This is a genomic window from Bacteroides gallinarum DSM 18171 = JCM 13658, assembly GCF_000374365.1.
GTDB classification, from domain to species: Bacteria; Bacteroidota; Bacteroidia; order Bacteroidales; family Bacteroidaceae; genus Bacteroides; species Bacteroides gallinarum.
In genome coordinates, this window is record NZ_KB894127.1 from 46174 (window position 1) to 71877 (window position 25704).

Sequence of the window (25704 nt, forward strand, 5' to 3'; positions counted from 1 at the left end):
TAACTCTTTTGATTTTACAGGTTATATTTCCAGTACAATTTTACGCAACTTATTTTACGCAATTTATTTTGTGGGTAAGCTATGAGTTCCACAAAATAATATCCGGGGATGAATTCCTGGTTTTATTATTTTTTTTGCTCTTATTAGATTTTGAGTGTTAACATGTTATCTCTTTTCCTGGGGAGATACGGAAAAAAATATGCGGGAAAGATTTGCATAGTCCAAAAGTTTACCATACATTTGCACCGCATTTAAGAGGAATGCTGGTTACGAAGGAAGTTTGGGTGAGTGGCTGAAACCACCAGTTTGCTAAACTGACGTACGGGTTACCGTACCGGGGGTTCGAATCCCCCAGCTTCCGCAAAAGGATGAAACGAAAGGCATCGGTTATAGCGCCGGCACTTTCCTTGAAATTCGGTGGATTCGTCTAACGGTTAGGACACATGCCTCTCACGCATGCAATACGAGTTCGATTCTCGTATCCACTACACACTTACGGTATGCACTCTTAGCTCAGTTGGTAGAGCAACTGACTCTTAATCAGTGGGTCCAGGGTTCGAATCCCTGAGGGTGTACTTAAAGAGGCTTGTTATCATTGATAACGGGTCTTTTGTTTTTTTGTATAGAGGGCAACGTAAGACTCACCACAGATTGCACGGATTGACACGGATTTTTTATTTCTTGGCGGATGATATAGATTTCATAGGTTTTATTTTAGACATAAGGACAAAAGAACCTATTTTCCTCTTTTGTCTTTTTGTTCTTTTGTCTGAAAATTTAAAATTCGTGTCAACCTATGTATCCGCTTTCCCAACAGCAAGAACCGCAATTTATGTCGTTCGTCTTTAGAAGCGGTAGCCGATGCCTACGAAGAAGGAATGCATGAGGCGGTACCTTTCCGGGTTCAGCTTTTTGCCTTCGATAACGATGTTGCGGCTTCCGCCGTATAGGTCGAAGTTGGAGAGGGTGTATCCCATTGAAAGGATGATGCTGTCGTCGATTTCGAGCGATAACGCGCTTTTAAGGTGGTAGTAAACGAGGGTGGCGTCCTTGTTCTTGACATGTTCTGTCTTAAAGGCGGTCCATGCCCCCTCTTTCTGCGGGAAGTATTCGATGTTGAATTCGCGGTTGGAAGGTAAGGGCATGGTTATCCCGGGAGAAATGGAGAAGGATAGGGCGTACTCTTTATCCGCACCCAGCCATATGGCGGGCGAGGTGAACTGGAGGGAAGGACGCAGGGCAAAGAGGTAGCTTCCGTTATCGTCGTCTACCGCATTCCAGTACCATTGCTTGTCTTGCGACTCTCCGATGAAACCGCTCTGGTTTATGGGGTTGCAGAACAGTAGTCCCATTGTCAGCCCGATATACCGGATAGGCTGGTAGGTTATGGAGGGCTCCACTTCCCAGCCGTCGTATGTGTTGACTGCTCCCGTCAGTTCTACTTTCCAGTATTTTGCCGGTTCTTTTTCCTGTGCGTGCATCGACGTTCCTATCCATAAGAAAACGAATGTCAGGATATAGCCGGATATGTTGTGTTTACTTGTTGTCATGCGGGTATCTGCTGGTCGGGTTAATAATGAAGGGAATGGGAATGCTCTGCGGAAGAGAGAGGTGCGAAGCTCCCTACTTGCTGCCTGCACTTGCCGGCAGGCTGTCTACGGAGGTGGGGCGGCTTCCGGTCGTGACATCCGGTCGGCGACGGGAGTTAGGTATATAACCGGTGTAATGGGGTGTTTCACATCGTGAATGTAGGTATAAAAAACTGTTTGCACAAGTGAAAGGCGGGAAATAACGGACTTCGAGCGAATTTCCTGCATTTATCTTTTTAGGCTTCGCGGAACTTCCTATCTTTGCACTCCTGAATTGTAGATAAAACCGTAACACTTTGGAATGGCTATATAGTTTGTTCGTCGAACACTCCGCTCTGCAGGCGGTGGTGGTGCTCTCGCTGATTTCCGCAATAGGACTGGGCTTGGGGAAGGTGCATATCTGCGGCATTTCCCTGGGGGTGACGTTCGTTTTCTTCGCCGGTATTCTTGCCGGGCATTTCGGGCTGTCTATCGACCCGCAGATGCTGAACTACGCGGAAAGTTTCGGACTGGTGATATTCGTGTATGCGCTGGGCTTACAGGTGGGACCGGGCTTTTTCAGTTCTTTCCGCAAGGGTGGCGTGCAACTGAACATGCTGGCGCTGGGCGTGGTGCTGATAGGTACGTTAATGGCGGTGCTGGGCAGTTACGGGCTGGGTATCTCGCTGCCGGACATGGTGGGTATCCTGTGTGGTGCAACGACGAATACGCCGGCGCTGGGTGCGGCGCAGCAGACTTTGAAGCAAATGGGGCTGGAAGCCAGTACGCCGGCTTTGGGGTGTGCGGTGGCCTATCCGTTGGGTGTGGTAGGGGTTATCCTTGCCGTGCTGGTGATACGTAAGGCGTTGGTGCGCAAGGAGGACTTGGAACAGAAAGAGAAAGATGATGCGAACAAAACGTATATTGCAGCGTTCCAGGTTCATAATCCGGCTATTTTCGATAAAAGTATCAAGGAGATAGGCGGGCTGCATTATCCGAAGTTCGTTATCTCGCGTTTGTGGCGGGACGGCAGTGTAAGTATCCCCACCTCCGAGAAGGTTATCAAGGAGGGTGACCGCCTTTTGGTAGTGACTTCGGAGAAGTATGCCCCGGCGCTGACCGTACTCTTCGGCGAGCAGGAGCATACCGACTGGAATAAGGAAGATATAGACTGGAATGCCATAGACAGCCAGCTTATTTCGCAGCGTATCGTGGTGACGCGTCCCGAGCTGAACGGAAAGAAGCTGGGCTCGCTGCACCTGCGCAATCATTACGGTATCAACATCAGCCGTGTGTACCGCAGTGGCGTGCAGTTGCTTGCTACGGCGGAGCTTACCTTGCAGTTGGGCGACCGCCTGACGGTGGTAGGTGAGGCGGCTGCCATACAGAATGTGGAGAAGGTATTGGGCAACGCTATCAAGAGCTTGAAGGAGCCGAACCTGGTAGCGGTATTTATAGGTATTATTCTGGGGCTGGCGTTGGGCGCTGTTCCTATCTCGCTGCCGGGCATCAGCGCTCCGGTAAAGTTGGGGTTGGCTGGCGGTCCTATTATCGTGGGCATCCTGATAGGTACTTTCGGGCCGAGAATGCATATGATAACCTATACCACCCGTAGCGCCAACCTGATGCTCCGCGCCTTGGGGTTGTCGCTTTACCTTGCCTGCCTGGGCTTGGATGCCGGTGCGCATTTCTTTGACACGGTATTCCGTCCGGAAGGTTTGTTGTGGGTTGCCGCCGGTTTTGTCCTGACGCTCGTACCGGTATTGATAGTAGGTGTGATTGCCTTTAAAGGGATGAAGGTGGATTTCGGGTCTGTGGCGGGCATGTTATGTGGAAGCATGGCGAACCCCATGGCGCTGAACTATGCCAATGACACCATTCCGGGAGATAATCCGTCCGTTGCCTATGCCACGGTATATCCGGTGTGTATGTTTTTGCGCGTTATCATAGCCCAAGTGCTGCTGATGTTTCTGATAACTTAATGGCCGACCGAGAAGCGGAATTAAGAACCGGAAACGGAGAAACGGGATGAGGAACCGGAAGCGGAGAAAGGGGATGAAAAGCCGGAAACGGGAAAACGGGAATGAAGAACCGGAAGCGGGAAACGGGATGAGGAACCGGAAGCGGAGAAAGGGGATGAAAAGCCGGAAACGAGAAAACAGGAATGAAGAATCGGAAACCGGAAACGGGATGAGGAATCGGAAGCGGGAAAACGATATGAAAAGCTGGAAGCCGGGAAATCGGAAATAAAGAACCGGAACCTGAGAGCCAGGATTGAACCGCAGACCGTTCACCGGCAAATTATAAAGTTGAAATCATAAATCTAAAAATATTATCATGGGAACTATTACTCCGGAAAGTATTATCAGCGACTTGCGTTACCTGCAACTGTTGTCGCGCAGTTTTCCTACCATAGCCGATGCCAGTACGGAAATTATCAATCTGGAAGCTATTCTGAACCTGCCTAAAGGTACGGAACATTTCCTGACGGATATTCATGGAGAGTACGAGGCTTTCCAGCATGTATTGAAGAACGCTTCGGGAGCGGTGAAGCGGAAAGTGAATGAAATCTTCGGGCATACGTTGCGCGAAAGCGAGAAGAAAGAAATCTGTACGCTGATTTATTACCCGGAGGAGAAGCTGCAACTGATAAAGGAGCAGGAAACGGACTTGGACGACTGGTATCTTATCACCCTGAACCAGTTGGTGAAGGTCTGCCAGAATGTTTCTTCAAAATATACGCGCTCGAAGGTGCGCAAGGCGTTGCCGGCAGAGTTTTCGTACATTATTCAGGAGCTGCTGCACGAGTCCAGCGTAGAGCCCAACAAACATGCCTACATCAACGTCATTATCAGTACGATAATCTCTACCAAGCGTGCGGACGACTTTATCATAGCCATGTGCAACCTTATCCAGCGGCTTACAATAGACTCCCTGCACATTGTGGGAGACATCTACGACCGTGGTCCGGGTGCGCACATCATCATGGATACGCTCTGCGACTATCATAACTTCGACATCCAGTGGGGCAACCACGATATTTTGTGGATGGGAGCTGCGTCGGGCAACGATGCCTGCATAGCGAACGTTATCCGCATGTCCATGCGCTACGCCAACCTCGCGACATTGGAGGACGGGTACGGCATCAACCTGCTGCCGCTGGCTACATTCGCAATGGATACTTATGCCGACGACCCTTGCGCTATTTTTGCCCCGAAGATGAACTTCGCCGATGCCAATTACAACGAAAAGACGCTGCGGCTGATTACGCAGATGCACAAGGCTATTACGGTTATCCAGCTTAAGCTGGAGGCGGAGATTATAGACCGCCGTCCGGAGTTCGGCATGGAGAACCGGAAGCTGCTGCATATGATAGACTTCGAGCGGGGAGTGTTCGTGTACGAGGGGAAAGAGTATGCGTTGCGCGATGCCAACTTCCCGACTATCGACCCTGCCGACCCATACCGCCTGACCGATGAGGAGCGGGAGCTTGTGGATAAAATCCATGCCTCGTTCATGAACAGCGAGAAGCTGAAGAAGCATATGCGCTGTCTGTTCACTTACGGCGGCATGTACCTGGTGTGCAACAGCAACCTGCTGTACCACGCATCCGTGCCCTTGAACGAGGACGGTAGTTTCAAGCATGTGCGTATCGGCAAAAAAGAGTACTGGGGGCACAAGCTGCTGCAAAAGACCGACCAGCTTATCCGTACCGCTTACTTCGACGAGGACGGTTCCAAGGAAAAGGACTTCGCGCTGGACTATATGTGGTATATGTGGTGCGGGCCGGACGCGCCGTCTTTCGACAAGGATAAAATGGCTACTTTCGAGCGTTACTTCGTTGCCGACAAAGCGCTGCACAAAGAGAGCAAGGGGTATTACTACACGCTCCGCAACCGTGCGGATATCTGCGACCGTATCCTGGCGGAGTTCGGTGTGGAGCCGGGGCCTCATTCGCATATCATCAACGGGCATGTGCCTGTAAAGACCATTAAGGGCGAACGCCCCATAAAGGCGGACGGCAAGCTGTTGGTAATTGACGGCGGTTTCTCCAAGGCTTACCAGCCCGAGACGGGTATTGCGGGTTATACGCTGGTGTATCATTCACACGGCATGCAGTTGGTGCAGCACGACCCTTTCCAAAGCCGTCAGAAGGCGATAGAGGAGGGGCAGGATATTAAGTCCACCACATTCGTTATCGAGTTCAACTCGCAGCGTATGATGGTGAAGGATACGGATAAGGGCAAACAGCTCGTAACGCAAATCCAGGACTTGAAGAAGCTGTTGGTTGCCTACCGGACGGGCTTTATCAAGGAGAAGGAGATTTTCTGATAGCTGTTGGCCGCGCTCTTGCGCAGCCGGATTGCTATCAGGGATTGTATAGGTTTTGTCTCGCGGGGTGAATAGCCCTGTGGGACAATTTTTTTGTCCCGTGAGGCGGATTTATTTATCTTGCGGAACGGATTTTTTTGTCCCGTGAGACGGATTTATTCATCTTGCGGGACGGATTTTTTTGTCTCATGAGGCGGATTTATTCATCTTGCAGAATAGATTTTTTGTCTTGTAGGACGGGGTTTCTTGTTGCTGGCAGGTGTTTAATACTTGAACAGCACCACGCCGCCTTCCACGATAGCGCCCTTGTCGAAGCAGGCATTCCGGTCGTAATATCTGTCCCAGCCGTAACCGCCCGTAACGAATATTCCCAGGCAGTCTGTGAGACGGTATTCGAGGTTTATGCGGGTTTGGAGGGAATAGAGGCGGGCGGGGAAGCCGTAATTTTTGTTCTTGAAGGTTTCCACATGCTGGTAGCCTAAGTCGCCGCTGACGGACAGTCCTTTGTAAACGGGCAGACCCAGCCCGGCACGGTAGAACAGTGCGCCGGAGAATTTGTCGCTGAAATCCAGGAAATGCGTGCCGCCGCCGAGAATGGTGTAGAACAGCTTGTTCTTGAAACGGGCGGCGATGTTCAGTTTCGTGGCGTTGCCGCCGAAAAGCATCATCTGCACTTTGGTGTCCGGGTTGGCATTGACCAGTCCCAGTTGGAAGCCGTCCAGCTTTTCCTTATAATAGTTCACCAGACCTATTTGGAGCCCTTTGGCACGAATGGCTACATTGACGGGTGCGAGCTGCACACCGGTGGCAGTGCCGCCTGCGATGTTGCCGATGCCGGCAATTTGCAGCCCTTTCATATCGTCGGCAGCGATGTTGCACAGTCCGGAGAACTGTACCCCTTCGAGGTTTTCGCCTACGACATTCAGTAGTCCGGAGGCGGTGATGCCTGCAAAGTCGCCGCCTGCAATGTTGGCAAGCCCGGCAAGCTGTACGCCGGCAGCTTCCTCGCCTGTGATGTTCAACAGACCGCCTACGAGGACGCCGCTGCTGTTGTTACCTGTAATGTTGGCAAGTCCGGAGAGGACTACTCCCTGCGCATAATTGCCGGTGATGCCCACAAGCCCGGAAAGCGATACGCCGCTGAGGTTATCGCCGTTGATATTGGTGATGCCCGCTATCTGTATGCCCCGCATGCTTTCTCCCACCATATTGGATATGCCGGAAAGCTGTACTCCGTTCATGCTTCTGTTTGTAACCGCTCCCAGTACATTCACTCCCACACCGTTCATGCGGTTCATGGCAGAGAAGACGCCGAGATTGAAAAATGTACTTCCAACCGTGTCCGTACGTTGTGTGGCAATGTTTTTCCAAAGAGAGAGGTTGATACCAGTTTTCTCCTTGTGGGCGGACGGTTGTTTGCCCGCCCCGGCATGAACTGTCCCTGCGGTGAGCAGGGACAGGCAGATGAGTGAGAAGATGCGTTTCATAACTGTTATTGTAATGTTTCTTTAGTACGTTATTATAGTTTCCCGTCCGGCCAGGGCGCTGGCTGTCCGGTGGCGCGTAACGTAGGGCGCTGTGCATCTACCGAGCGCAGATAGTCGCTTAGCTTTCCGGAGAGTTTCTTTACGAGTTCCGGGTTATCGGCAGCTACGTCGTGCTTTTCGCTGATGTCGGCAGGGATGTTGAACAGTTCGTGCTTGCCGCTGTCAAAGTAGTACACCAGTTTCCACTCTCCGGAGCGAATGGAGCAAGTGGCGCCTATGCCCGGTCCGGAGGGGCCCCAACTGTGCGGATAATGCCAGTAGATATCACGGTCGGGTACTTCGCCTTTGCCGGTGAGCAGGGGCAGGAAGCTGATGCCGTCGCGCTGCTGTACCGTGTTGTAATGTTTCACGCCCGCTATTTCGAGAATGGTGGGGAAGAAGTCCTCTATCATCAGGTAATGGTCGCACCGGGTTGCGGGGGGTACTACGCCAGGCCAGCGTACAATCATCGGTTCGCGCACCCCGCCTTCGTAGGCGGAGCCTTTGCCGCTGTTGAGCGGGTAGTTCTGTACGTGGAGCTGTCCGGCGCGGGTGTGCGCTGCCAGTCCGCCGTTGTCGGACATGAAAAGCAGGACGGTGTTATCGGTAAGATTGTTCTTGTCCAGGTAGTCCATTATATCGCCGAGGCTCTTGTCCATGCCTTCGATTAACGTGGCATATGCCGCTTCTACCGGTGGCAGTCCTTTGTCCAGGTATTTTTGGTAAAAACGCATGTCGGGCTGTATCGGCGTGTGAATGGCGTAGTGTGCCATGTAGAGGAAGAAGGGCTTGGTGAGCTGCTGTGCGTCGTCCAGCGCTTTTTCGGCTTCTATGGTGAGGGCTTCGGACAGGAAGGTGTCCGTTCCGTGGTATTTCTCCAGTCCGGGTACGGCAGCCAGGGGGCTTTTGCCGCCGGGTTTGTTGCCGAAATTTTCCATGCCGTAGTAGCTGGCGGGCGAGCCTGCCGCATGGCCGGCGATGTTTATGTCGAAGCCCATTTTCAGCGGGTCGGCTCCGGGGGTGTCGTTGGCGCCGAAGTGGGCTTTACCGCAGTGTATGGTGTGGTAACCGTTGTCTTTGAGTATTTGTGCCAGCGAGGTAACTTGCGTGGTGCGTTCCACGCCGGGTTCCTGGCAGATACCGTTGACGTTCCATTCGGGGTAAATCATAACGGAGTCCGGCTCCTCGTGGGTGGTGTTCTTGCGCAGCGTCCAGCTCGTTACCCGGTGGCGTGCGGCGTTCATGCCCGTAAAAAGGCTGACGCGTGTGGGTGAGCTGATGCTACAGGCATAGGCTTGTGTAAACATCTTGCCCTGGGTTGCCAGCCGTTCCATATTGGGCGTATGATACGTGTCGTTGTAATGGGTACGCCGAGTCCAGAAGGGTAGGGAGGTGTCTTGCCACCCCATGTCGTCTACTAAGAATAGAATGATGTTGGGACGTTTGTCCGTTGCAGGCGCGGCCTCGCCTTGAGGCATCGCTTTCGCCTCTCCCGCCATTCCGCATAGCGGAAGTAGCGCAGCAGATAACAGTAATTCGTTTTTCATGGAGAAAAAATTGAATAAGAGGTTAGTGATTAATACTTAATGATTAACGGTTAGTAATTAGTGATTAGGGGTTAGTGATTAATGCTTAATGATTAACGGTTAGTAATTAATGATTAATGGTTAGGGATTGGTATTGAATGAAGAATAGCGGTGAACAATCAGCGCAGACCGCATAACCTGCTGCCCGCTAATCACTCACTGCTATCCGTTGTTTCGTCTTATCCTTTCGCTTCCTGGTATAGGAAACGTTTAATGGATTTCTTGGGTGTCTTTTCGAATTCTTCGGGGTATATTTTCATTTTCGATATCTGGCTGTAAGCGGGCAACTCGGCATTCAGCGCTACACGGTTTTCTTCCATGACGCGCTCTATGTCGTCGTTGTTCAGCCCGTGGGCGAAGGCATCGTCGAAGTCGGGGTATACCAGCCCTACGAGTTTTTCGTTCTGCTGCACGATGATGCTTTCGGCTACATACGGCAGGTTGTTCAGCTTGTCTTCTATCTCTTCGGGGTAGATGTTCTGCCCGCTGGGTCCGAGGAGCATGTTTTTGCTGCGTCCTTTAATGGTAACGTTGCCTTCGGCATCCATTAGGGCGAGGTCGCCGGTGTGGAGCCAGCCTTCCTTGTCTATTACCTGCTCGGTGGCTTCCTGATTTTTGTAGTAACCTAACATGACGTTGGGACCTCGGCAAACGATTTCGCCGGGGATGTTTTCCGGGTCGGACGAGAGGATTTTCACTTCCATTCGCGGAGCGGCCTTACCGCAGGAACCGGGTTTGAAGCGTGCCCAGTCTTCGTAGCAGATGATAGGACCGCATTCCGTCATGCCGTAGCCTACGGTGTAGGGGAAGTCTATCATGCGCAGGAATTGTTCTACCTCCTGGTTGAAGGCTGCACCGCCCACGATGATTGCCGCGAAGTTGCCGCCGAAGGCTTGTACCATTTGCTCGCGTACGGTGGATTTTATCTTGTCGTTGATAATAGGCACTTTCAGCAATAGTTTCATGGTTGGGGTTTCCAGCTTGGGCAGCACGCTTTTCTTGATAATCTTTTCGATGATGAGCGGCACGGCCACGATGAGGTTGGGTTTTACCTCGGCAAAGGCCTGGAAGATAATCTTCGGGCTCGGCATGCGGGTGAGGTAGTAGATGTGGCAGCCTACGGCGAACTCGTACAGGAATTCGAACGCAAGCCCGTACATATGCGCCATGGGCAGCATACATACCAGCTTGTCGCCGGCTTTCAACGGCAGTACTTCGAAGGCGAACTTGGTATTGGACCATAGGCTGCGGTAGGGCAGCATCACGCCTTTCGAGTAGCTGGTGGTTCCGGATGTATAGTTGATGACCGCCAGCTCTTCGGGTTGGTCTTTGTGGTAGTCGATGTGTTCCTTGCGGAAGTTCTTGGGGAATTTCCTGCCGAACATCTCGTTGAGGTGGTCGCGGGCGTAGGTTACCCGTTCGTTGCGCGATACGAGCAGGGTAAAGTCCGTCATCATGAAGATGCCTTCCAGCAGAGGCATGGCGTTTTCGTTGAGGTTTTCCCACACCTGGTCGCCCACGAACAGGAGCTTGGCTTCGGAGTGGTTCACGATGTTGTGTACGTTGTCTGCCTTGAATTCGTGCAGAATGGGTACGATGACTGCGCCGTACGTCAGTGTGGCGAGGAAAGTCACTCCCCAGTGCGAGCTGTTGCGCCCGCAGACAGCGATTTTATCGCCTTTCTCGATGCCGCTCGCCTCAAAAATGATATGCAGCTTTTCTATCTTGCGGGCTACATCCTTGTATTGAAGGGTGGCTCCTTTATAGTCGGTCAGGGCGTCCAAATCCCAGTTTTCCTTTATACTATTCTCTATATAGGCGATAAAACTTTGTTCCATTACATATTGCACATTTAGTTGAAAACTGTGCAAATATAAGGGTTTATATAGAGAATGCAAACTTTTAGGGGAAAATAGTACTCCGCCGGATTTCTTAGAATTCTATGGTGACGCCCAGGGTGGGCAGCAGGGTTCCGCTTTCCTGTTTGAGGTATTTCATCTTGTAGCGTTGCTCGGACGCAGGGGCGGAAGGGTTTTCGATGATGCCCGTGCTCATAATGACGTCGGGTTGTTTCAGCTTGCTGCCGGTAACGTTTTGCAGGTCTAAGTAAAGCCCTACCATGCAGCGGCGGAAGTAGAAGGATTTGTCTACGCGTACATCCAGTTGGGCGAAGTCGGGCAAGCATCCGGTATTGTAGAGCGAGTAGTCGTAATAGGGCTGGCCTTTGGCATCCCAGGCTGTGACGAGCGATGATTTGTCCTCGTCGTAGGGGGGGGTAGGGTGCGCCGCCTATGTAGCTCACCTTGCCGCCTATGCTCCAACGTTTGGGCAGGTTGTACGTGCCGCTCATGTTGAGGATGAAACGGTTGTCCCAGGCGGAGGGGATGTAATCGTCTGCCGGGCGGTTGCGGTACTCGCTTTTGTAGAGGGTGAAGGAGGATACCAGGTTGAACTTGCCGGATACTTGCCACCTAAACATCGTTTCCAGGCCGTATGCCCTGCCGCTGGCGGTGGAGGCGAGTAGTTCGTTGCCCACCACTCCGTAGTCGTTGCCTTTGCAGGCAAGGGGGATATTGTCTTGCAGGGAGAGGGGGATGCGGCTGTAACGCTTGAAGAAGCCTTCGGCGGAGACCATAATCCGGTCGTGCAGATGCCAGTCTATGCCGATGCTGCTTTCCAGTACTTGCATGTATTTCAAGGATTTGTTGAGGTAGAGCCCGTCATTGCTTTTGTAGCCCAGCGCCGTGTAGGGTGGCAACTGGTGGTAAAGTCCGGCGCTTCCGTTCAGTATCCATTGTTCCGACAGTTTGTAGGAGGCGGAGAGGCGGGGAGACAACTGTTTCCACAGTTGTTTCATGCTGCGGTTGTAGTTGTTGCCGTCCATGCGGATGCCGGCGGAGAGGGTGAAACGGTTGTCCGGGGTGGAATAGTCGGACGAGAAGAAAGCGCCCCAGCCGATGATGTCGAGCGAGGTTTCGTATAGTGAGAACGGGTTGCCGGTATCCGTATTGCCTTTGTATAGTAGCTGCCGGGAGTTATTGGTGTAGATAGAGTTGGTGAGTTCCACACCTTCTTTCAGCGTCCATTGCCCGAGGCGGGTTTGGTTCTCGAACAAGGCGGTGGTTTTCTGCTCTACCGAACGGAGGCGCAGGGTGAGGTTGTCCTCGGAGGAGTCGTCGTTGTTGCGGTATTTCAGGTTGCGGTTGTTCAGGTAGTTGTGGCTGAGGGTAACGGACTGTGTGTGCCTGCCGGCATAATGCTTGTACACTGCTCCCACGGTAAATGTTTCCTGGTGGATTGTGGGCAGGTAGCTGAGCAGGTATTCGGCGTCTTCTCCTTTCTCGTCCGTATTCAGCTTCATCTTGTCGATACCTGCCAGGGCGAGCACGGTAAGTTCGTCGTGTTCCGTAAGGCGGGTCTTGATTTTGAACTGTCCGTCTATGAAGTTGGGCAGGAAGGGCAAGCCCAGTACCTTGAACAGGAGTTGCAGGTACGACTGGCGTACGGAGAAGAGGTAGGTGGTACGGTCGTTGAAGTGCCCGCTGCCGCTCAGGGATACTTCGGATGCGCCGAGGGTTGCCTTGAAGGTCTGTTTGTCGGGGTTGCCGTCGCGCAGGCGGAAGTCGAGCACCGAGCTTAATGCTCCGGAACGGTTGGTGGGGAATGCGCCGGTGTAGAATGTAATCTCCCGTATGAGGTCGGCATTGACGATGCTTACCGGACCGCCCGATGCGCCTTGTGTGGCGAAGTGGTTGATGTTCGGTATCTCGATGCCGTCCATATAGAAACGGTTTTCGGAGGGTGCGCCTCCCCGCACAATCAAATCGTTGCGGTAGCCGATAGGCGAGAATGATACGCCCGGATAGGCGCGTACGATGCGGGATATGTCGCGGTTGGCTCCGGGGCTTTTCTCAATCTCTTGCAGGCCGATAACGCGCATGCTCACCGGGCTTTCTATGCTCCGTCGGAAAGGGGAGGGTGTTACGACGACCGCATTCAGCAGGTTGGCATCTTCTTCCATTTCGATTTCGATGAACGGGGTGGTGGCAGAGATGATGTATTCCGGTGTGGATACGGTGACGTACCCTATGCAGGTGGCCTCCAAGCGGTATATCCCCGGGGGGACTTGTTCGATGCGGAATATGCCGAGCGAGTCGGAGGAGGCTCCTTTGCCCGGAATGCCTGTTACTGTTACGTTGGCATAGGCAATAGGTTGCCGGGAATGCTTGTCGATTACTTTTCCCCGGACGGGGTAGGTTACGGTAACGGCGGAGGCCGTTACCGGGACGATGCCGAGGAGGAGTACCAGGCATACGATACTGCCGATGTACCGGAGATATGCCGCCATTGTTATTTGTCGTTGCCCAAGTACCAGCGGTACATCCGCTCTACACCTTCTTCGATGTCTATCTTATGATGCCAGCCCAGTGCGTGCAACTTGCCGGGGTCGGTGAGTTTGCGCATCGTGCCGTCGGGTTTGGTGCTGTCGAAGGTGAGTTTCCCGCGATAGCCCACAGTGTCTACAATCAGTTCGGCAAGTCGGCGGATAGTGATTTCCTTGCCTGTACCGATGTTGATGTGGCAGTTGCGGATGTCCTTGCTGCCGGGGGCGTAGGTGTCTTTAAAGTCTACGTGCTCCATGACGAATACGCTGGCGTCTGCCATTTCTTCGCTCCAGAGGAATTCGCGCAGGGGGGTACCTGTACCCCAGAGTTTTACTTCTTCTCCGCTGATGCCGTACTTGCCGAGTATGTTCAGTATTTCTTCACGGCTGCTGTTACCGTCGATGCCTTCTACGGGGCGCAGGTTCATGTCGCGGCATACGGCATCCCAGTCGTTTTGTTGCAGACAGTGCGCCAGGTGTATCTTGCGAATCATGGCGGGCAGTACGTGGCTGCGTTCCAGGTCGAAATTGTCGTTGGGTCCGTAGAGGTTGGTGGGCATCACGGCGATGTAGTTCGTTCCGTATTGCAGGTTGAAGCTTTCGCACATTTTCAGCCCGGCAATCTTGGCAATGGCATACGGCTCGTTGGTGTATTCCAGCGGGGAGGTTAGCAGCGCGTTTTCTTTCATCGGCTGCTCCGCATCGCGCGGGTAGATGCAGGTGCTACCCAGGAAAAGCAGTTTCTTTACGTTGTGGCGGAAGCTTTCGCCGATAACGTTCTGCTGTATCTGGAGGTTTTTGTAGATGAAGTCGGCACGGTAGATGCTGTTTGCCATGATACCGCCCACGAAAGCGGCGGCAAGGAATACGTACTCCGGTTGTTCTTCATCGAAGAAGCGGCGTACGGCAACTCCGTCCAACAGGTCGAGTTCTCGGTGGGTTCTGCCTACGAGATTGGTATAACCTTTTTCTTGCAGGTTTTTCCAGATAGCGGAACCTACCAGCCCGCGATGTCCTGCGATGTATATTTTGGCGTTCTTGTTTAGCATTGTGATAAATGGAAATGTTTTCAGACATAAGAACAAAAGAACATATTCGGTTTGTTCATTTCTACTTTCCTATATTTGTTCTTTTGTTCTTATGTCTGAAAATGTTTTTGTTTGAATTTATTTTTCTGTCTGCGAATGTTCTTCTGTTTGAAGATGCTTTTTGTTTGCAAATGTTCTTTATCTGCAAATATTCTCCTCTCTGAAGATGCTTTTTGCCTGAAGACTTTCTTCTGTTTGAAAATATCTGAAGATTAGTTATTTGTCTAAATCTCTTTGCTTCTCAAATGCAGCTTCTTCACGAACCTCATGTCATGCTCCGCCATAATGCGTACCAGCTTTTCAAAACTTGTCTGCTGCGGGTTCCACCCCAGCAGGCTCTTGGCTTTGGTGGGGTCGCCCAGCAATTGTTCCACTTCGGAGGGGCGGAAATATTTCGGGTCTACTTCTACCAGCACTTTACCGGTTTTCACATCGATGCCCTTTTCGTCCACTCCTTCGCCTTCCCAGCGCAGTTGTATGCCTACTTCCTTGAAAGCCAGCGTAGCAAACTCGCGTACGGTGTGCATCTCTCCGGTGGCAATCACGAAATCTTCCGGCGTATCGTGTTGCAGGATGAGCCACATACATTCCACGTAGTCGCGGGCATAGCCCCAGTCGCGGCGTGCATCGAGGTTACCCAGGTATAGCTTGTCCTGAAAACCTTGTGCTATGCGTGCAGCAGCCAACGTAATCTTGCGGGTTACGAATGTTTCGCCGCGGCGTTCGCTCTCGTGGTTGAAAAGGATGCCGTTTACAGCAAACATACCGTAGCTTTCGCGGTAGTTCTTCGTAATCCAGAAACCGTATTGCTTGGCTACTCCGTACGGGCTGCGCGGATAGAAGGGGGTAGTTTCCTTCTGCGGCACTTCCTGTACCTTGCCGAACAGCTCGGAGGTGGATGCCTGGTATATCTTCGTTTTCTTTTCCAGTCCGAGGATACGCACGGCTTCCAGCATGCGCAGCGTACCTACGGCGTCTGTCTCGGCAGTGTATTCGGGCACATCGAAGGACACCTTTACATGGCTCTGTGCAGCGAGGTTGTATATCTCGTCGGGCTGTACCTGCTGGATAATGCGGATAAGCGAACTGCTGTCCGTCATATCTCCATAATGCAGGTTGATAGTCCGTTTCTGTTTCATATCGCGCACCCATTCGTCAAAGTACAGATGCTCGATGCGTCCGGTATTGAACGAAGAAGAGCGGCGCATGATGCCGTGTACTTCATATCCTTTTTGCAGCAGGAATTCTGCGAGGAACGAGCCGTCCTGTCCGGTGATTCCGGAGATTAGAGCTTTTTTCATTGTTATATTGTTTTCTGGTTCATAGCTTTTTTCAGTATGCAAAAATCGTGATTTATTGCGAGACGGCAAAGCTAATGCAGCAAATGATTCAGGCGATTATCCATTATTTTGCATAAATGGCTGTAATGGCTTTTTCAATAGGCGAACCTCCTGCAAAAAATAAACGGTAATTTCGCAACCGATACGAACAAATAGGCGCTGCTTTTTGTTTCAACTACAAAGATAATTTTTACAAGTATATGGAGAATTTAAATAAAACCGACATCGGACTGATAGGTTTGGCGGTAATGGGAGAGAATCTGGCGTTGAACATGGCGGATAAGGGCTGGCGGGTTTCGGTCTATAACCGTACTGTTCCGGGAGTCGAGGAGGGCGTGGTGGAGCGTTTTGTAAACGGGCGCGCACGTGGTAAAAGCATCGAAGGCTATACGGATATGGCTCTCTTTGTAGAATCTGTTGCCGCTCCGCGCAAGATAATGATGATGGTACGTGCCGGCAGCGCCGTAGATGAGCTTATGGAGCAACTGTTTCCGCTGTTGGCGCCGGGAGACATACTGATAGACGGCGGTAACTCCAACTACGAGGATACCAACCGCCGTGTGGCGGCGGCGGAAGCGAAGGGATTCCGTTTTGTGGGGGCTGGCGTGTCCGGTGGCGAAGAGGGTGCTCTGAACGGCGCTTCTATCATGCCGGGCGGTTCTGCAAGTGCGTGGGAAGCTGTGAAGCCGGTTTTGCAAAGCATCGCAGCCCAGGCATCCGACGGTACGCCGTGTTGCCAGTGGGTGGGACCGGCGGGCTCGGGACATTTCGTCAAGATGATTCACAACGGCATCGAATACGGCGATATGCAGCTTATCTCTGAGGCTTACTGGGTGATGAAGAATTTGCTGAAACTGGATAACGAGGAGATGGCTTCCGTCTTTTCCCACTGGAATGAAGGCAAGCTGCGCAGTTATCTTATTGAGATTACCGCCAATATCCTGCAACATAAGGATAAGACGGGCGGTTATCTGATAGACAAGATTCTGGATACGGCCGGACAAAAGGGTACGGGCAAATGGTCGGTAATCAATGCAATGGAATTGGGCATGCCGCTGGGGTTGATTGCCACGGCGGTCTTTGAGCGCAGCCTGTCGGCACAGAAAGGATTACGGGAAGCGGCGTCCAAGCATTTTGTATGCCGGCGTACGGAGGTGGTATATAACAGGACTGAAATGGTGAAGGATATTTATTCGGCATTGTATGCGTCCAAGTTGGTGTCTTATGCACAGGGATTTGCCGTATTGCAACGTGCCTCGGACGCCTTCGGCTGGAACCTCGACCTGGCTTCCATAGCCCGTATGTGGCGTGGCGGCTGTATTATCCGCAGTATCTTCCTCAACGATATTGCCGCAGCCTTCGAACAGGACGAAAAGCCGCAGCATCTTCTGCTCGCTCCTTATTTCAGCAATGAGATGAAGCAATTGCTTTCCGGCTGGAAACATCTGGTGGCGCAGGCCATGAAGGAGGAACTTCCGGTTCCCGCCTTTTCGTCGGCATTGAACTATTTCTATTCGCTTGTCTCTGCCAAGTTGCCGGCAAACATGATTCAGGCGCAACGCGATTATTTCGGCGCGCATACCTTTGAACGTGTAGACGAACTGCGCGGACAGTTTTTCCACGAGAATTGGACTGGACATGGCGGCAGCACGAAGTCGGGAACATACAACGTATAATCTCTGCCGGCAGCACGGCGAATGCCCCAAACAAAAAATAAAGCTATGAATAAATTTGTGATGATAATTTTCGGCGCTTCCGGCGACTTGACGAAGCGCAAACTGATGCCGGCACTATATACCTTATATAAGGATAATCGTCTGCCGGACAACTTTGTTGTTTTGGGTGTCGGGCGTACCGGATACCGGGACGATACTTACCGTACTTATATCCGGGTAGAGTTAGAGCGTTTCGTTGCCCCGGAGGAGTATGGGGACGAATATATGACCGGCTTCTGCAACCGCTTGCACTACCTCTCTCTCGACCCCGCCGATGCTGCCGATTACGGCAAGTTGGATGTCCGTCTCCGGGAGTTGACGGGGCAGCAGGAACCCGACGGCATGTTGTATTACCTGGCTACGCCGCCTTCTCTGTACGGTGTGATTCCTCTCCACCTCAAAGCTGCCCGCTTGAACCGTCCTCATACGCGTATCATTGTGGAGAAACCTTTCGGCTATGATTTGGAGTCGGCACGCGAGCTGAACCGTATATATGCTTCGGTGTTCGAGGAGCATCAGATTTATCGCATAGACCACTTCCTGGGGAAGGAGACGGCGCAGAATATCCTTGCTTTCCGTTTTGCGAACGGTATCTTCGAACCGCTTTGGAACCGTAATTACATCGACTACGTGGAGATTACCGCAGTAGAGAACCTGGGTATCGAGCAGCGCGGCGGTTTCTACGAAGGGACGGGGGCTTTGCGGGATATGGTGCAGAATCATCTTATCCAGTTGGTAGCGCTTACTGCAATGGAACCTCCGGCAGTATTCAATGCCGATAACTTCCGTAACGAAGTGGTGAAAGTGTATGAATCGCTCTCGCCGCTTACCGAGGAAGACTTGAACGAACACATCGTTCGCGGGCAATATACCGCATCTGCCACCAAGCCCGGTTACCGTGAAGAGAAGAACGTTGCTCCCGACTCCCGTACCGAAACTTACATTGCCATGAAAATCGGTATCGACAACTGGCGTTGGAGCGGCGTTCCTTTTTATATCCGTACCGGGAAGCAGATGCCGACCAAGGTGACCGAAATTGTGGTGCATTTCCGCGAAACGCCACATCAGATGTTCCGTTGCGAGGACGGCCGTTGTCCGCGTGCCAATAGGCTGATTTTACGTTTGCAGCCCAATGAGGGTATCGTGCTGAAATTCGGCATGAAAGTGCCGGGTCCGGGCTTCGATGTAAGGCAGGTGATGATGGATTTCAGTTATTCCGGGCTGGGCGGCTTGCCTGCCGGTGATGCATATGCCCGTCTGATAGAGGATTGTATACAGGGAGACCAGACGCTCTTTACACGTAGCGATGCCGTGGATGCATCATGGCGTTTCTTTAACCCGGTATTGAAGTATTGGCAGGAGCATCCCGATGCGCCGCTTTACGGCTATCCCGTGGGTACTTGGGGGCCTTTGGAGAGCGAGGCTATGATGCGCGGACATGGAGTCGAATGGACTAATCCGTGTAAGAATCTGACGAATACCGATGAATATTGCGAATTATGAAAAGTTATATCTATCCTACTGCTACTTCGACGTCGCGTGCCCTTATCCGGTATATAATAGACATGATGAACCGGGAGCCGGAACGGATTTTCTACCTTGCTTTCAGTGGGGGAACCACTCCTTCTCTGATGTTCGATATCTGGGCGCATGAGTTTCGCGAGGAGACTCCCTGGATGCGTATGCGTATCTTCTGGGTGGATGAGCGCTGCGTGCCTGTAAACGATTCGGACAGCAATTACGGTACTATGCTCCGGTTGTTGCTGCGTGAGGTGGGTATGCCGGACGAGTTCGTCTATCCTATCTACGGCGCTTGCCGTCATCCGGCGCAGGAGGCGAAACGCTACTCGGATTTGGTTTACAGTACCGTGCCTTTACGCCGGGACTTTCCGGCTTTCGATGTGGTATTGCTGGGGGCAGGCGACGACGGGCATACGTCGTCCATTTTTCCCGGTCAGGAGCGTCTGCTGTCTTCCTTTCATCCGTACGAGGAGAGCATAAACCCTTATAGCGGCCAGCCGCGTATTGCCATGACAGGCTGCCTGCTTTTCAGTGCTAGGAAAATCATTTTCCTGATTACCGGTAAGAGTAAGACGAATGTCGTTCACGATATCCTGGAATCGGGCGATACCGGCCCGGCGGCTTATGTGGCGCATCATGCCGAAGATGTGGACATTTTTACGGATATAAAGCCTGCCGGGTAAGCGGTTACCCTTTTGAGGTTCCGCTTTCCAGTATGCTTACTATGGAGAAAAGTGTGAAACAGATACCGCCTAAACCCGCCAGTACGCGGGCAGGGACGAAATAGACTTCGTGTATGCCCGCCATTTCGAAAAGAAAAGCGGACAGGAACAGGCAGGCTAATGCGGTCAATACCGGTATCAGCGGGATGCGGTTCGCCAGCTTGAAGGTGTTACGCCAGATTGCTGCCAGTAGTATGACCTTGCTTGAGATGCTGTAACAAACCAGCCCCAGCCCTATCATTATATATCCTATGGAGGATTTTGCAGGGATAGGATTCGTCATTATCAGTAGTCCCCAAAGGATGCTGAGTGTTCCCATTGCAAGTACCGTTATAGGCCACCACTTGCGTTCGGCATGGGAGTAACTGTTGCGTATCTGGCGTACGATAGTTGCCACCAATGCCACGAGGCTGGTGCAGATACAGGATATTCCTGCCATGACGTGCCCGGCTACGTAGTAGGCGCTGTGCACATCGCTCTTGGCAAGCAGCCAGCATGTCCATATCCAGGTAGCGAGCGCCAGTAATGCGGCAACGGCAATAAGGAGTCTGCCTTGTGCTGCGTTAAAGGCTTGCGGGGGTGTATCGTGCCCTGTTGTATCGGAATTGGCCGGTATAAGGGTGAAGTGGGTGGAGGAGGTGGCTGTCGTTGCTACGCAGGCGGTGATGAAGGCGACGCCGCAGACTACGTGCCCGGCTACGAAGTGGCTGGCGGTAGGGGCTTCTCCCATATACTCCCAACCGTAGATAAAGGTCAGCAGTGCAGCCAGGTAACCCAGAATGGGCAGGGCGTATTTGGCGACTGTACTGTATGTGTGGATAATCTGCCGGATAATGGTTGCCGCCGTTGCGAACAATGCGATGCAAATCATTCCCAGTGACAATACTACCGGCCCGGCAACATACCTGGCCGGGTCTGTTCCCATACCGAGCACGAAGGTTCCGTAACCGAAACAAAACAGAGCCATTAGCAAGGGGATGGCTCGAAAAAGAATACTGATTCCGTAATTCATAACTATCTTTTTTGACTTTTCCCCTTTAACAGCAGCGTTCTGACTTTGTTTTTCATTTTAAACTTTATTCATAGGATATAAGGCTTCGGCAGGTTCGGTCAGGGTGCAAGACGTGTTATCTTCCAATTGTTGCCGGGTTCTGGATGCGGGGACGACAGTGTAGGGCTTTTTACGTTGACTCCTTTCTTTCTCTTCAGACTAACAAAAATTTATGCTTAATCTATGAATCCCTCAGATTTTTACGTTGACCCGGTATGACGAGGTTGAAAAGTCCGGTTTTCTTGCGTTCGGAAGGGTGGTACGTTCCATACAGACACATTATCTGGAAATCGTCAACTTTTTCGACAGGCGTTCCACCAATGCAGCTTCGGAATCGTTCAATGCTAAAATCAAAGAGTTCAGAACGCAGTTCAGAGGAGTAAAGGACAGGGCTTTCTTTCTCTTCAGACTAACAAAAATTTATGCTTAATCTTATGAATCCCTCAGATTTTTACGTTGACCCGAAAAAAGCAGCATAAACAAAAGAAAAGATAGTAGGACTATAAATCATAAAAAAAGGTTGTGTCAACGTTTTGACACAACCCCATTTCACTCTCTTTGAGGTTCCTGGCGGATTCGAACCGCCGTACACGGTTTTGCAGACCGCTGACTAAGCCACTCATCCAAGGAACCAATCTTTCTCGTTTGCGGATGCAAAGGTAGTACATTTTTTGGAACTACCAACTATCCGCAACATTTTTTCTTCGTTTCTTTTCTACCACCGCTGCACTCGTTGCGCTTTTTTTCATACAACTCCTTTAATTCACAACCGGTTGCGCAATTTTCGCAAGGGTTCCGTTTTTCCTTCACCTTGCGAAAAAATGCGTAAACACCCTGACCGATACGGATAATACACAACAATAAGATAAGTGCTACTATCCAACTCTGCCAATTATTCATCCGAACAATCCTCCTATTTGATAAATGGCAAAGGACACCAACCATGCAAGCGCTGTGGTGTACACTGCCGTGAACAACGCCCATTTCCAACTGCCCGACTCGCCTTTGATAGCCGCCAGCGTGGCAATGCACGGGAAGTATATCAGTACGAATACCATGTAGCAGAATGCCACCAGGGGAGTAATCGGGATACGCTCGCCCAGGCTCACTGCATCGGCCTCGGCATCGTCTACGTACAGCACTCCGAGCGTACTTACCACCAGCTCTTTAGCCCCTACGCCGGAAAGGATACCGATACCCAGTTTCCAGTCGAAGCCCAGCGGCTCTATAACCGGTTCCATAGCCTTGCCTATCCTGCCGATATAGGAATTTTCCTGCTGTTCGGCCACATCCTCGTATGCGTCGTGGTTGGGGTAGTACCCTAACGCCCATATAACCACGGAAGCTATCATGATGATACCTCCCATTTTACGCAGGTACTGCGCGCCCTTCTCCCATGTGTGGCGGAAAATAGCCTTGGAAGTCGGTATACGATAGGGGGGCAGCTCCATTACGAACGGCGTGTCATCTCCCTTCACCAGGAAGCGGCAGAAAAGCCGTGCCATAACTACCGCCAGCATGATGCCGATAGCATAAATCAATAACAACATCAGGCTGGCATTGTTCGGGAAGAAAGCCCCTACCAACAGCAGGTAAATGGGCAGGCGTGCACTGCACGACATCAGCGGGTTGATAAGCATGGTTACCAGCCTGCTCTTGCGGTTTTCGATAGTGCGCGAGGCCATAATGGCCGGTACGTTACAGCCGAAGCCCATAATCAGAGGGATGAAGGACTTGCCGTGCAACCCCATTTTATGCATGATTTTATCCATGATGAAGGCGGCGCGCGCCATATATCCGGAATCCTCCATTAGGGAGATGAAGAAATACAGGATAAGAATATTAGGAAGAAAGACGATAACCCCGCCTACACCGCCGATGATACCGTCAATCAGCAAGTCTTTCAGCGGGCCTTCGGACATATTGTCGCGAACCAGGTCGCCCAGCGCCCCTACCAGCCATTCGATTCCCTGCATGGGATAATCTCCTAAGATGAACGTGCCCTCGAACATCAGGTACAGAAACAGGAAAAAGATAGGATAACCCCATATGCGGTGCGTCACGATAGAGTCTATCACACGCGTCGTCCGTGCCGTGTCTTCGTGGTTGTCCACATAGGTTTCGCGGAGCGCGCCGGAGATGAAACCGTACTTGGCATCCGTAATGGCCTGCTCGCTGTCTTCGTTCACTGCATTGCGGAGGCGCTGCTCCTCGCGGTTGCGGACTTCGATGATGTCCTTACCGTTCGGAAACTCACGTACAATCTTCTCCAGGTCGTTGTCGTTCTCCAACAGCTTGATAGCCAGGAAACGTGTGGAGTACTTGTAGCGTATATCCTCGTTGACGCTGATAACGCGCTTCACCTCCTCGATGCTCCGTTCCAGCTCCGGACCATGATTGATGTGGATATGGCGGTAGTAGCCGGCCGGCCGTTCTTCCTCCTCTTTGTGAGTACCGAAGTCGTGGTCGGGTACGTACTCCTTGTGCCAGTTGCGCAGGTCGTTCAGGATTTCAGCACGTACCTTGCCTTTCTTGTCCAGGAAGTCGCCGCCCTCGTATATGTCGATGATGACGTGGAACAACTGTTCGATACCCTTCCCGGTGCGACTGATAGTGGGCAGCATCGGTACGCCGAACAGTTGGCCGAGTTTGACGTAATCCAGCGTATTGCCGCTCGCCTCCAGCTCGTCGTACATATTGAGCGCGATAACCATGCGTACGTTCATGTCTATCAGTTGGGTGGTAAGGTACAGGTTGCGTTCCAGGTTGGACGAATCCACCACATTGATAATGATGTCCGGAGTTTCGTTGATGATATGGCGGCGGACGTAAATCTCTTCGGGAGAGTAAGCCGAAAGCGAGTAAGTGCCCGGCAAGTCCACGATGCGGAAGTGGTATCCCTGAAAGTCGAAATAGCCCTCTTTGGCGTCTACGGTGACGCCGCTGTAATTACCCACGTGTTCGTGCGAGCCCGAGGCGATATTGAAAAGGGAGGTCTTGCCGCAGTTGGGATTTCCCACCAAAGCCACGTTGATAGTACGCCGTTTCCCCAAGGCGATACGTTTCAGTTCCTCCTCGTTTGTACGCAGGTCTTCGCTCAGGCCTTTGTGGTAATCGAGTTGTACGGCTTCCCGCCGCATTTCTTCTTCGCTCACGATTTCAATCATCTCGGCTTCCTGGCGCCGCAAGGAGATTTCATACCCCATTATCCTATACTTGATAGGGTCTTTCAGAGGGGCGTTCAGCAACACCTCTACGGTTTTCCCCTTGATAAATCCCATTTCTACGATTCGCTTGCGGAAACCTCCGTGTCCCAGCACTTTAACGATTACACCTTTCTCACCGGTTTTCAATTCGGATAAACGCATAGTCTTTTGTCTTTCTTTATTTTTTTGGCGCAAAGATAAAAGATAAGTTCATACAGCACAAATAATTTAGAATGTTTTTAAATAAGAGACTGCCGGGAAAAGCAAATCCTGCATTGCGGCACAAATAAACGGCTGCCGGAAAGCGTTAGTGGCGGTATGGCAGGGAAAAATTCCCTCCGTTGCGGGGGAGGATTGCGCGACACCCGGGTGTCAGGCTGTACGACACCCGGATGTTGAACATGCCGACATCCGGGTGTTGGATGTGTTGACACCCGGATGTCGTACATACCGCGCTGGCAAGGGAGGAAAGCGCAGGCTTCGGCCGAAGCGATGTTTCATTGCCGTCCACATGCAGTTGTGATTATGGAACTTCAACAAATTAAAGGAAAAACCGGCTGTCTATTCAAGTGAATATCCTATTTTTGCAGTGTGTTTATGAAAAAGTGATATGCAGCAAGAATGGAAACCTTTTTTTTCGCCGTTACCCAATGACCTGCAAATCAGTGAGGAGGAGTATGAACGGGTAAATGTGTGTATTGCAATGGCCGATGCGATTGCTAAAAGCACGAATAATAGCTTGTATATAATAGATTATCATCGGAAGAATTTTCTGTATGTATCTGCCAATCCTTTATTTCTGTGCGGCTTTTCTCCTGAAGAGGTAAAGGAAAAAGGATATGCATTTTATTTTGAGGTGGTTCCTGAAAACGAACTTCAACGGCTTTTGGAGATAAACAGTGCCGGATTTCAATTTTATTACAGCAAACCTTTGGAGAAGCGGCAGAATTATGTAATAGAATATGATTTCCATATCAAGACATCGGACAATCATTTGCATCTAATCCACCATAAGCTGGCGCCTGTGCTGCTGAACGGGAAAGGGGATATATGGCTGGCTCTTTGCACCGTATCATTATCTCCTCAAAAAATGACGGGCAATGTACTCATATCGGATACGACCTGTTCCGACCGCTTTTTTTATTCCTTTGAGAGCCGGCATTGGCATAAGTTGCCGGAAATAGAACTGACGGAACGTGAAAGGGATATTCTTCAGCTTTCGGTCAAAGGATTGTCTAACATGGAAATCGGGGCGTCTCTTTTCATTGATGCCAATACCGTGAAATTTCACAAGAAAAAACTGTTTGAAAAATTACATGCAGTAAACATCACTGAGGCCGTCGGCATCGCAGCCAATCTGAGGCTGATTTAGAAAGACGATATAAAACTTGGGCAGCGTGGCGAGCGGGGGATGCGACATCGCATATTGTTCTATGTTTTTCTTTGCCTTTTGAATTATATGTTCATCGTGGCATTCATTCAGCGTCTCTTTCCTGATAAAGGCGATATTCCAGAATCCCATATAGCCCAACACATATCTTTCCACGGTTTTGCAGATAGGCTCATGTGCTTTTTTCATGGATGAAAGGGAGTTGTGGACATCCTTATCGATGATGCCCACAACTGCCCAGGAGAGATTTATGTAAGATATCGGTGCTGTCATAA

At 51.3% G+C, this 25704-nt stretch carries 19 protein-coding genes, 4 tRNA genes and 1 pseudogene; 12 read left to right on the plus strand and 12 right to left on the minus strand.

The genetic code is table 11. The features are described from left to right. Positions 1-274 precede the first annotated feature (274 nt). The 3 genes from C233_RS0109065 (at position 275) to C233_RS0109075 (ending at position 575) form a co-directional block, all read left to right on the plus strand. A tRNA-Ser gene (locus C233_RS0109065) sits at positions 275-361 on the plus strand. A 55-nt stretch (positions 362-416) separates the two neighbouring features. Then, positions 417-488: transfer RNA gene (locus C233_RS0109070), tRNA-Glu, on the plus strand. A gap of 14 nt (positions 489-502) precedes the next feature. Further along, positions 503-575, plus strand: a tRNA-Lys gene (locus tag C233_RS0109075). Between the two features lie 270 nt (positions 576-845). Here the strand turns inward: C233_RS0109075 and C233_RS0109080 are convergent. Continuing rightward, the gene (locus C233_RS0109080; RefSeq protein ID WP_018667290.1) at positions 846-1550 is read right to left on the minus strand and encodes a hypothetical protein; all 705 of its coding nucleotides are present in this window, start codon (positions 1548-1550) and stop codon (positions 846-848) included. Between the two features lie 41 nt (positions 1551-1591). On the opposite strand from C233_RS0109080, the gene C233_RS24970 reads away from it, so the two are divergent. From C233_RS24970 to C233_RS0109095, 4 genes are all read left to right on the plus strand, one after another. Next, positions 1592-1717, plus strand: coding sequence for a hypothetical protein (locus C233_RS24970; RefSeq protein ID WP_262482827.1), 126 nt, complete (start codon positions 1592-1594; stop codon positions 1715-1717). Positions 1718-1885: 168 nt separating this feature from the next. After that, positions 1886-3550 (plus strand): putative transporter, encoded by a 1665-nt coding sequence (locus C233_RS0109085; RefSeq protein WP_025068814.1) that lies wholly within the window; start codon positions 1886-1888, stop codon positions 3548-3550. Between the two features lie 73 nt (positions 3551-3623). After that, positions 3624-3818, plus strand: coding sequence for a hypothetical protein (locus C233_RS24485; RefSeq protein ID WP_018667292.1), 195 nt, complete (start codon positions 3624-3626; stop codon positions 3816-3818). Positions 3819-3905: 87 nt separating this feature from the next. Beyond that, positions 3906-5900, plus strand: a complete 1995-nt coding sequence (locus C233_RS0109095) for a fructose-bisphosphatase class III (protein ID WP_018667293.1) — start codon at positions 3906-3908, stop codon at positions 5898-5900. A gap of 263 nt (positions 5901-6163) precedes the next feature. Here C233_RS0109095 and C233_RS0109100 read toward each other — a convergent pair whose 3' ends face one another. The 6 genes and pseudogenes from C233_RS0109100 to gmd all read right to left on the minus strand — a co-directional run bounded on the left by C233_RS0109100 (position 6164) and on the right by gmd (position 15785). Next, positions 6164-7387, minus strand: a complete 1224-nt coding sequence (locus C233_RS0109100) for an LA_2272 family surface repeat-containing protein (protein ID WP_018667294.1) — start codon at positions 7385-7387, stop codon at positions 6164-6166. Positions 7388-7419: 32 nt separating this feature from the next. Beyond that, positions 7420-8973, minus strand: coding sequence for a sulfatase (locus C233_RS0109105; RefSeq protein ID WP_025068816.1), 1554 nt, complete (start codon positions 8971-8973; stop codon positions 7420-7422). A 218-nt stretch (positions 8974-9191) separates the two neighbouring features. Further along, the gene (locus C233_RS0109110; RefSeq protein WP_018667296.1) at positions 9192-10850 is read right to left on the minus strand and encodes a long-chain fatty acid--CoA ligase; all 1659 of its coding nucleotides are present in this window, start codon (positions 10848-10850) and stop codon (positions 9192-9194) included. Between the two features lie 94 nt (positions 10851-10944). Next, a pseudogene (locus tag C233_RS22540) lies at positions 10945-13360 on the minus strand (TonB-dependent receptor). Positions 13361-13362: 2 nt separating this feature from the next. Beyond that, complete coding sequence (locus tag C233_RS0109120; RefSeq protein ID WP_018667297.1) at positions 13363-14445, minus strand: GDP-L-fucose synthase family protein; 1083 nt, start codon at positions 14443-14445, stop codon at positions 13363-13365. 263 nt (positions 14446-14708) lie between these two features. Continuing rightward, positions 14709-15785: a GDP-mannose 4,6-dehydratase gene (gene gmd / locus C233_RS0109125; protein ID WP_018667298.1), complete on the minus strand. Its 1077-nt coding sequence runs from the start codon at positions 15783-15785 to the stop codon at positions 14709-14711. Positions 15786-16024: 239 nt separating this feature from the next. Between gmd and gnd the strand changes: the two genes are divergently transcribed. The 3 genes from gnd to pgl are packed head-to-tail and all read left to right on the plus strand — an operon-like array spanning position 16025 to position 19743. Then, positions 16025-17500, plus strand: coding sequence for a decarboxylating NADP(+)-dependent phosphogluconate dehydrogenase (gnd, locus tag C233_RS0109130; RefSeq protein ID WP_018667299.1), 1476 nt, complete (start codon positions 16025-16027; stop codon positions 17498-17500). Positions 17501-17545: 45 nt separating this feature from the next. Then, complete coding sequence (gene zwf / locus C233_RS0109135) at positions 17546-19042, plus strand: glucose-6-phosphate dehydrogenase (RefSeq protein ID WP_018667300.1); 1497 nt, start codon at positions 17546-17548, stop codon at positions 19040-19042. Beyond that, positions 19039-19743, plus strand: a complete 705-nt coding sequence (pgl, locus tag C233_RS0109140; protein WP_018667301.1) for a 6-phosphogluconolactonase — start codon at positions 19039-19041, stop codon at positions 19741-19743. The genes zwf and pgl overlap by 4 nt, the downstream gene beginning before the upstream one ends. 4 nt (positions 19744-19747) lie before the next feature. Here pgl and C233_RS0109145 read toward each other — a convergent pair whose 3' ends face one another. After that, the gene (locus tag C233_RS0109145) at positions 19748-20794 is read right to left on the minus strand and encodes a DUF2776 family protein (RefSeq protein ID WP_025068817.1); all 1047 of its coding nucleotides are present in this window, start codon (positions 20792-20794) and stop codon (positions 19748-19750) included. Positions 20795-21038: 244 nt separating this feature from the next. Here C233_RS0109145 and C233_RS0109150 point away from each other — a divergent pair, with 244 nt between their 5' ends. Then, on the plus strand, positions 21039-21263 hold the full coding sequence (locus tag C233_RS0109150) for a transposase (protein ID WP_018667303.1): 225 nt from the start codon (positions 21039-21041) through the stop codon (positions 21261-21263). A gap of 131 nt (positions 21264-21394) precedes the next feature. On the opposite strand, the gene C233_RS0109155 is transcribed toward C233_RS0109150, so the two are convergent. The 3 genes from C233_RS0109155 to feoB all read right to left on the minus strand — a co-directional run bounded on the left by C233_RS0109155 (position 21395) and on the right by feoB (position 24201). Then, positions 21395-21466, minus strand: a tRNA-Cys gene (locus C233_RS0109155). Between the two features lie 51 nt (positions 21467-21517). Further along, the gene (locus tag C233_RS24810; RefSeq protein ID WP_025068818.1) at positions 21518-21733 is read right to left on the minus strand and encodes a hypothetical protein; all 216 of its coding nucleotides are present in this window, start codon (positions 21731-21733) and stop codon (positions 21518-21520) included. Further along, the gene (gene feoB, locus C233_RS0109165; protein WP_018667304.1) at positions 21730-24201 is read right to left on the minus strand and encodes a ferrous iron transport protein B; all 2472 of its coding nucleotides are present in this window, start codon (positions 24199-24201) and stop codon (positions 21730-21732) included. The genes C233_RS24810 and feoB overlap by 4 nt, the downstream gene beginning before the upstream one ends. Positions 24202-24649: 448 nt before the next feature. Between feoB and C233_RS0109170 the strand changes: the two genes are divergently transcribed. Beyond that, positions 24650-25411 (plus strand): response regulator transcription factor, encoded by a 762-nt coding sequence (locus C233_RS0109170; RefSeq protein ID WP_018667305.1) that lies wholly within the window; start codon positions 24650-24652, stop codon positions 25409-25411. On the opposite strand, the gene C233_RS23610 is transcribed toward C233_RS0109170, so the two are convergent. Continuing rightward, positions 25352-25702, minus strand: a complete 351-nt coding sequence (locus C233_RS23610) for a hypothetical protein (RefSeq protein ID WP_081626110.1) — start codon at positions 25700-25702, stop codon at positions 25352-25354. The two genes, C233_RS0109170 and C233_RS23610, sit on opposite strands and share 60 nt — an antisense overlap. Positions 25703-25704 lie beyond the last annotated feature (2 nt).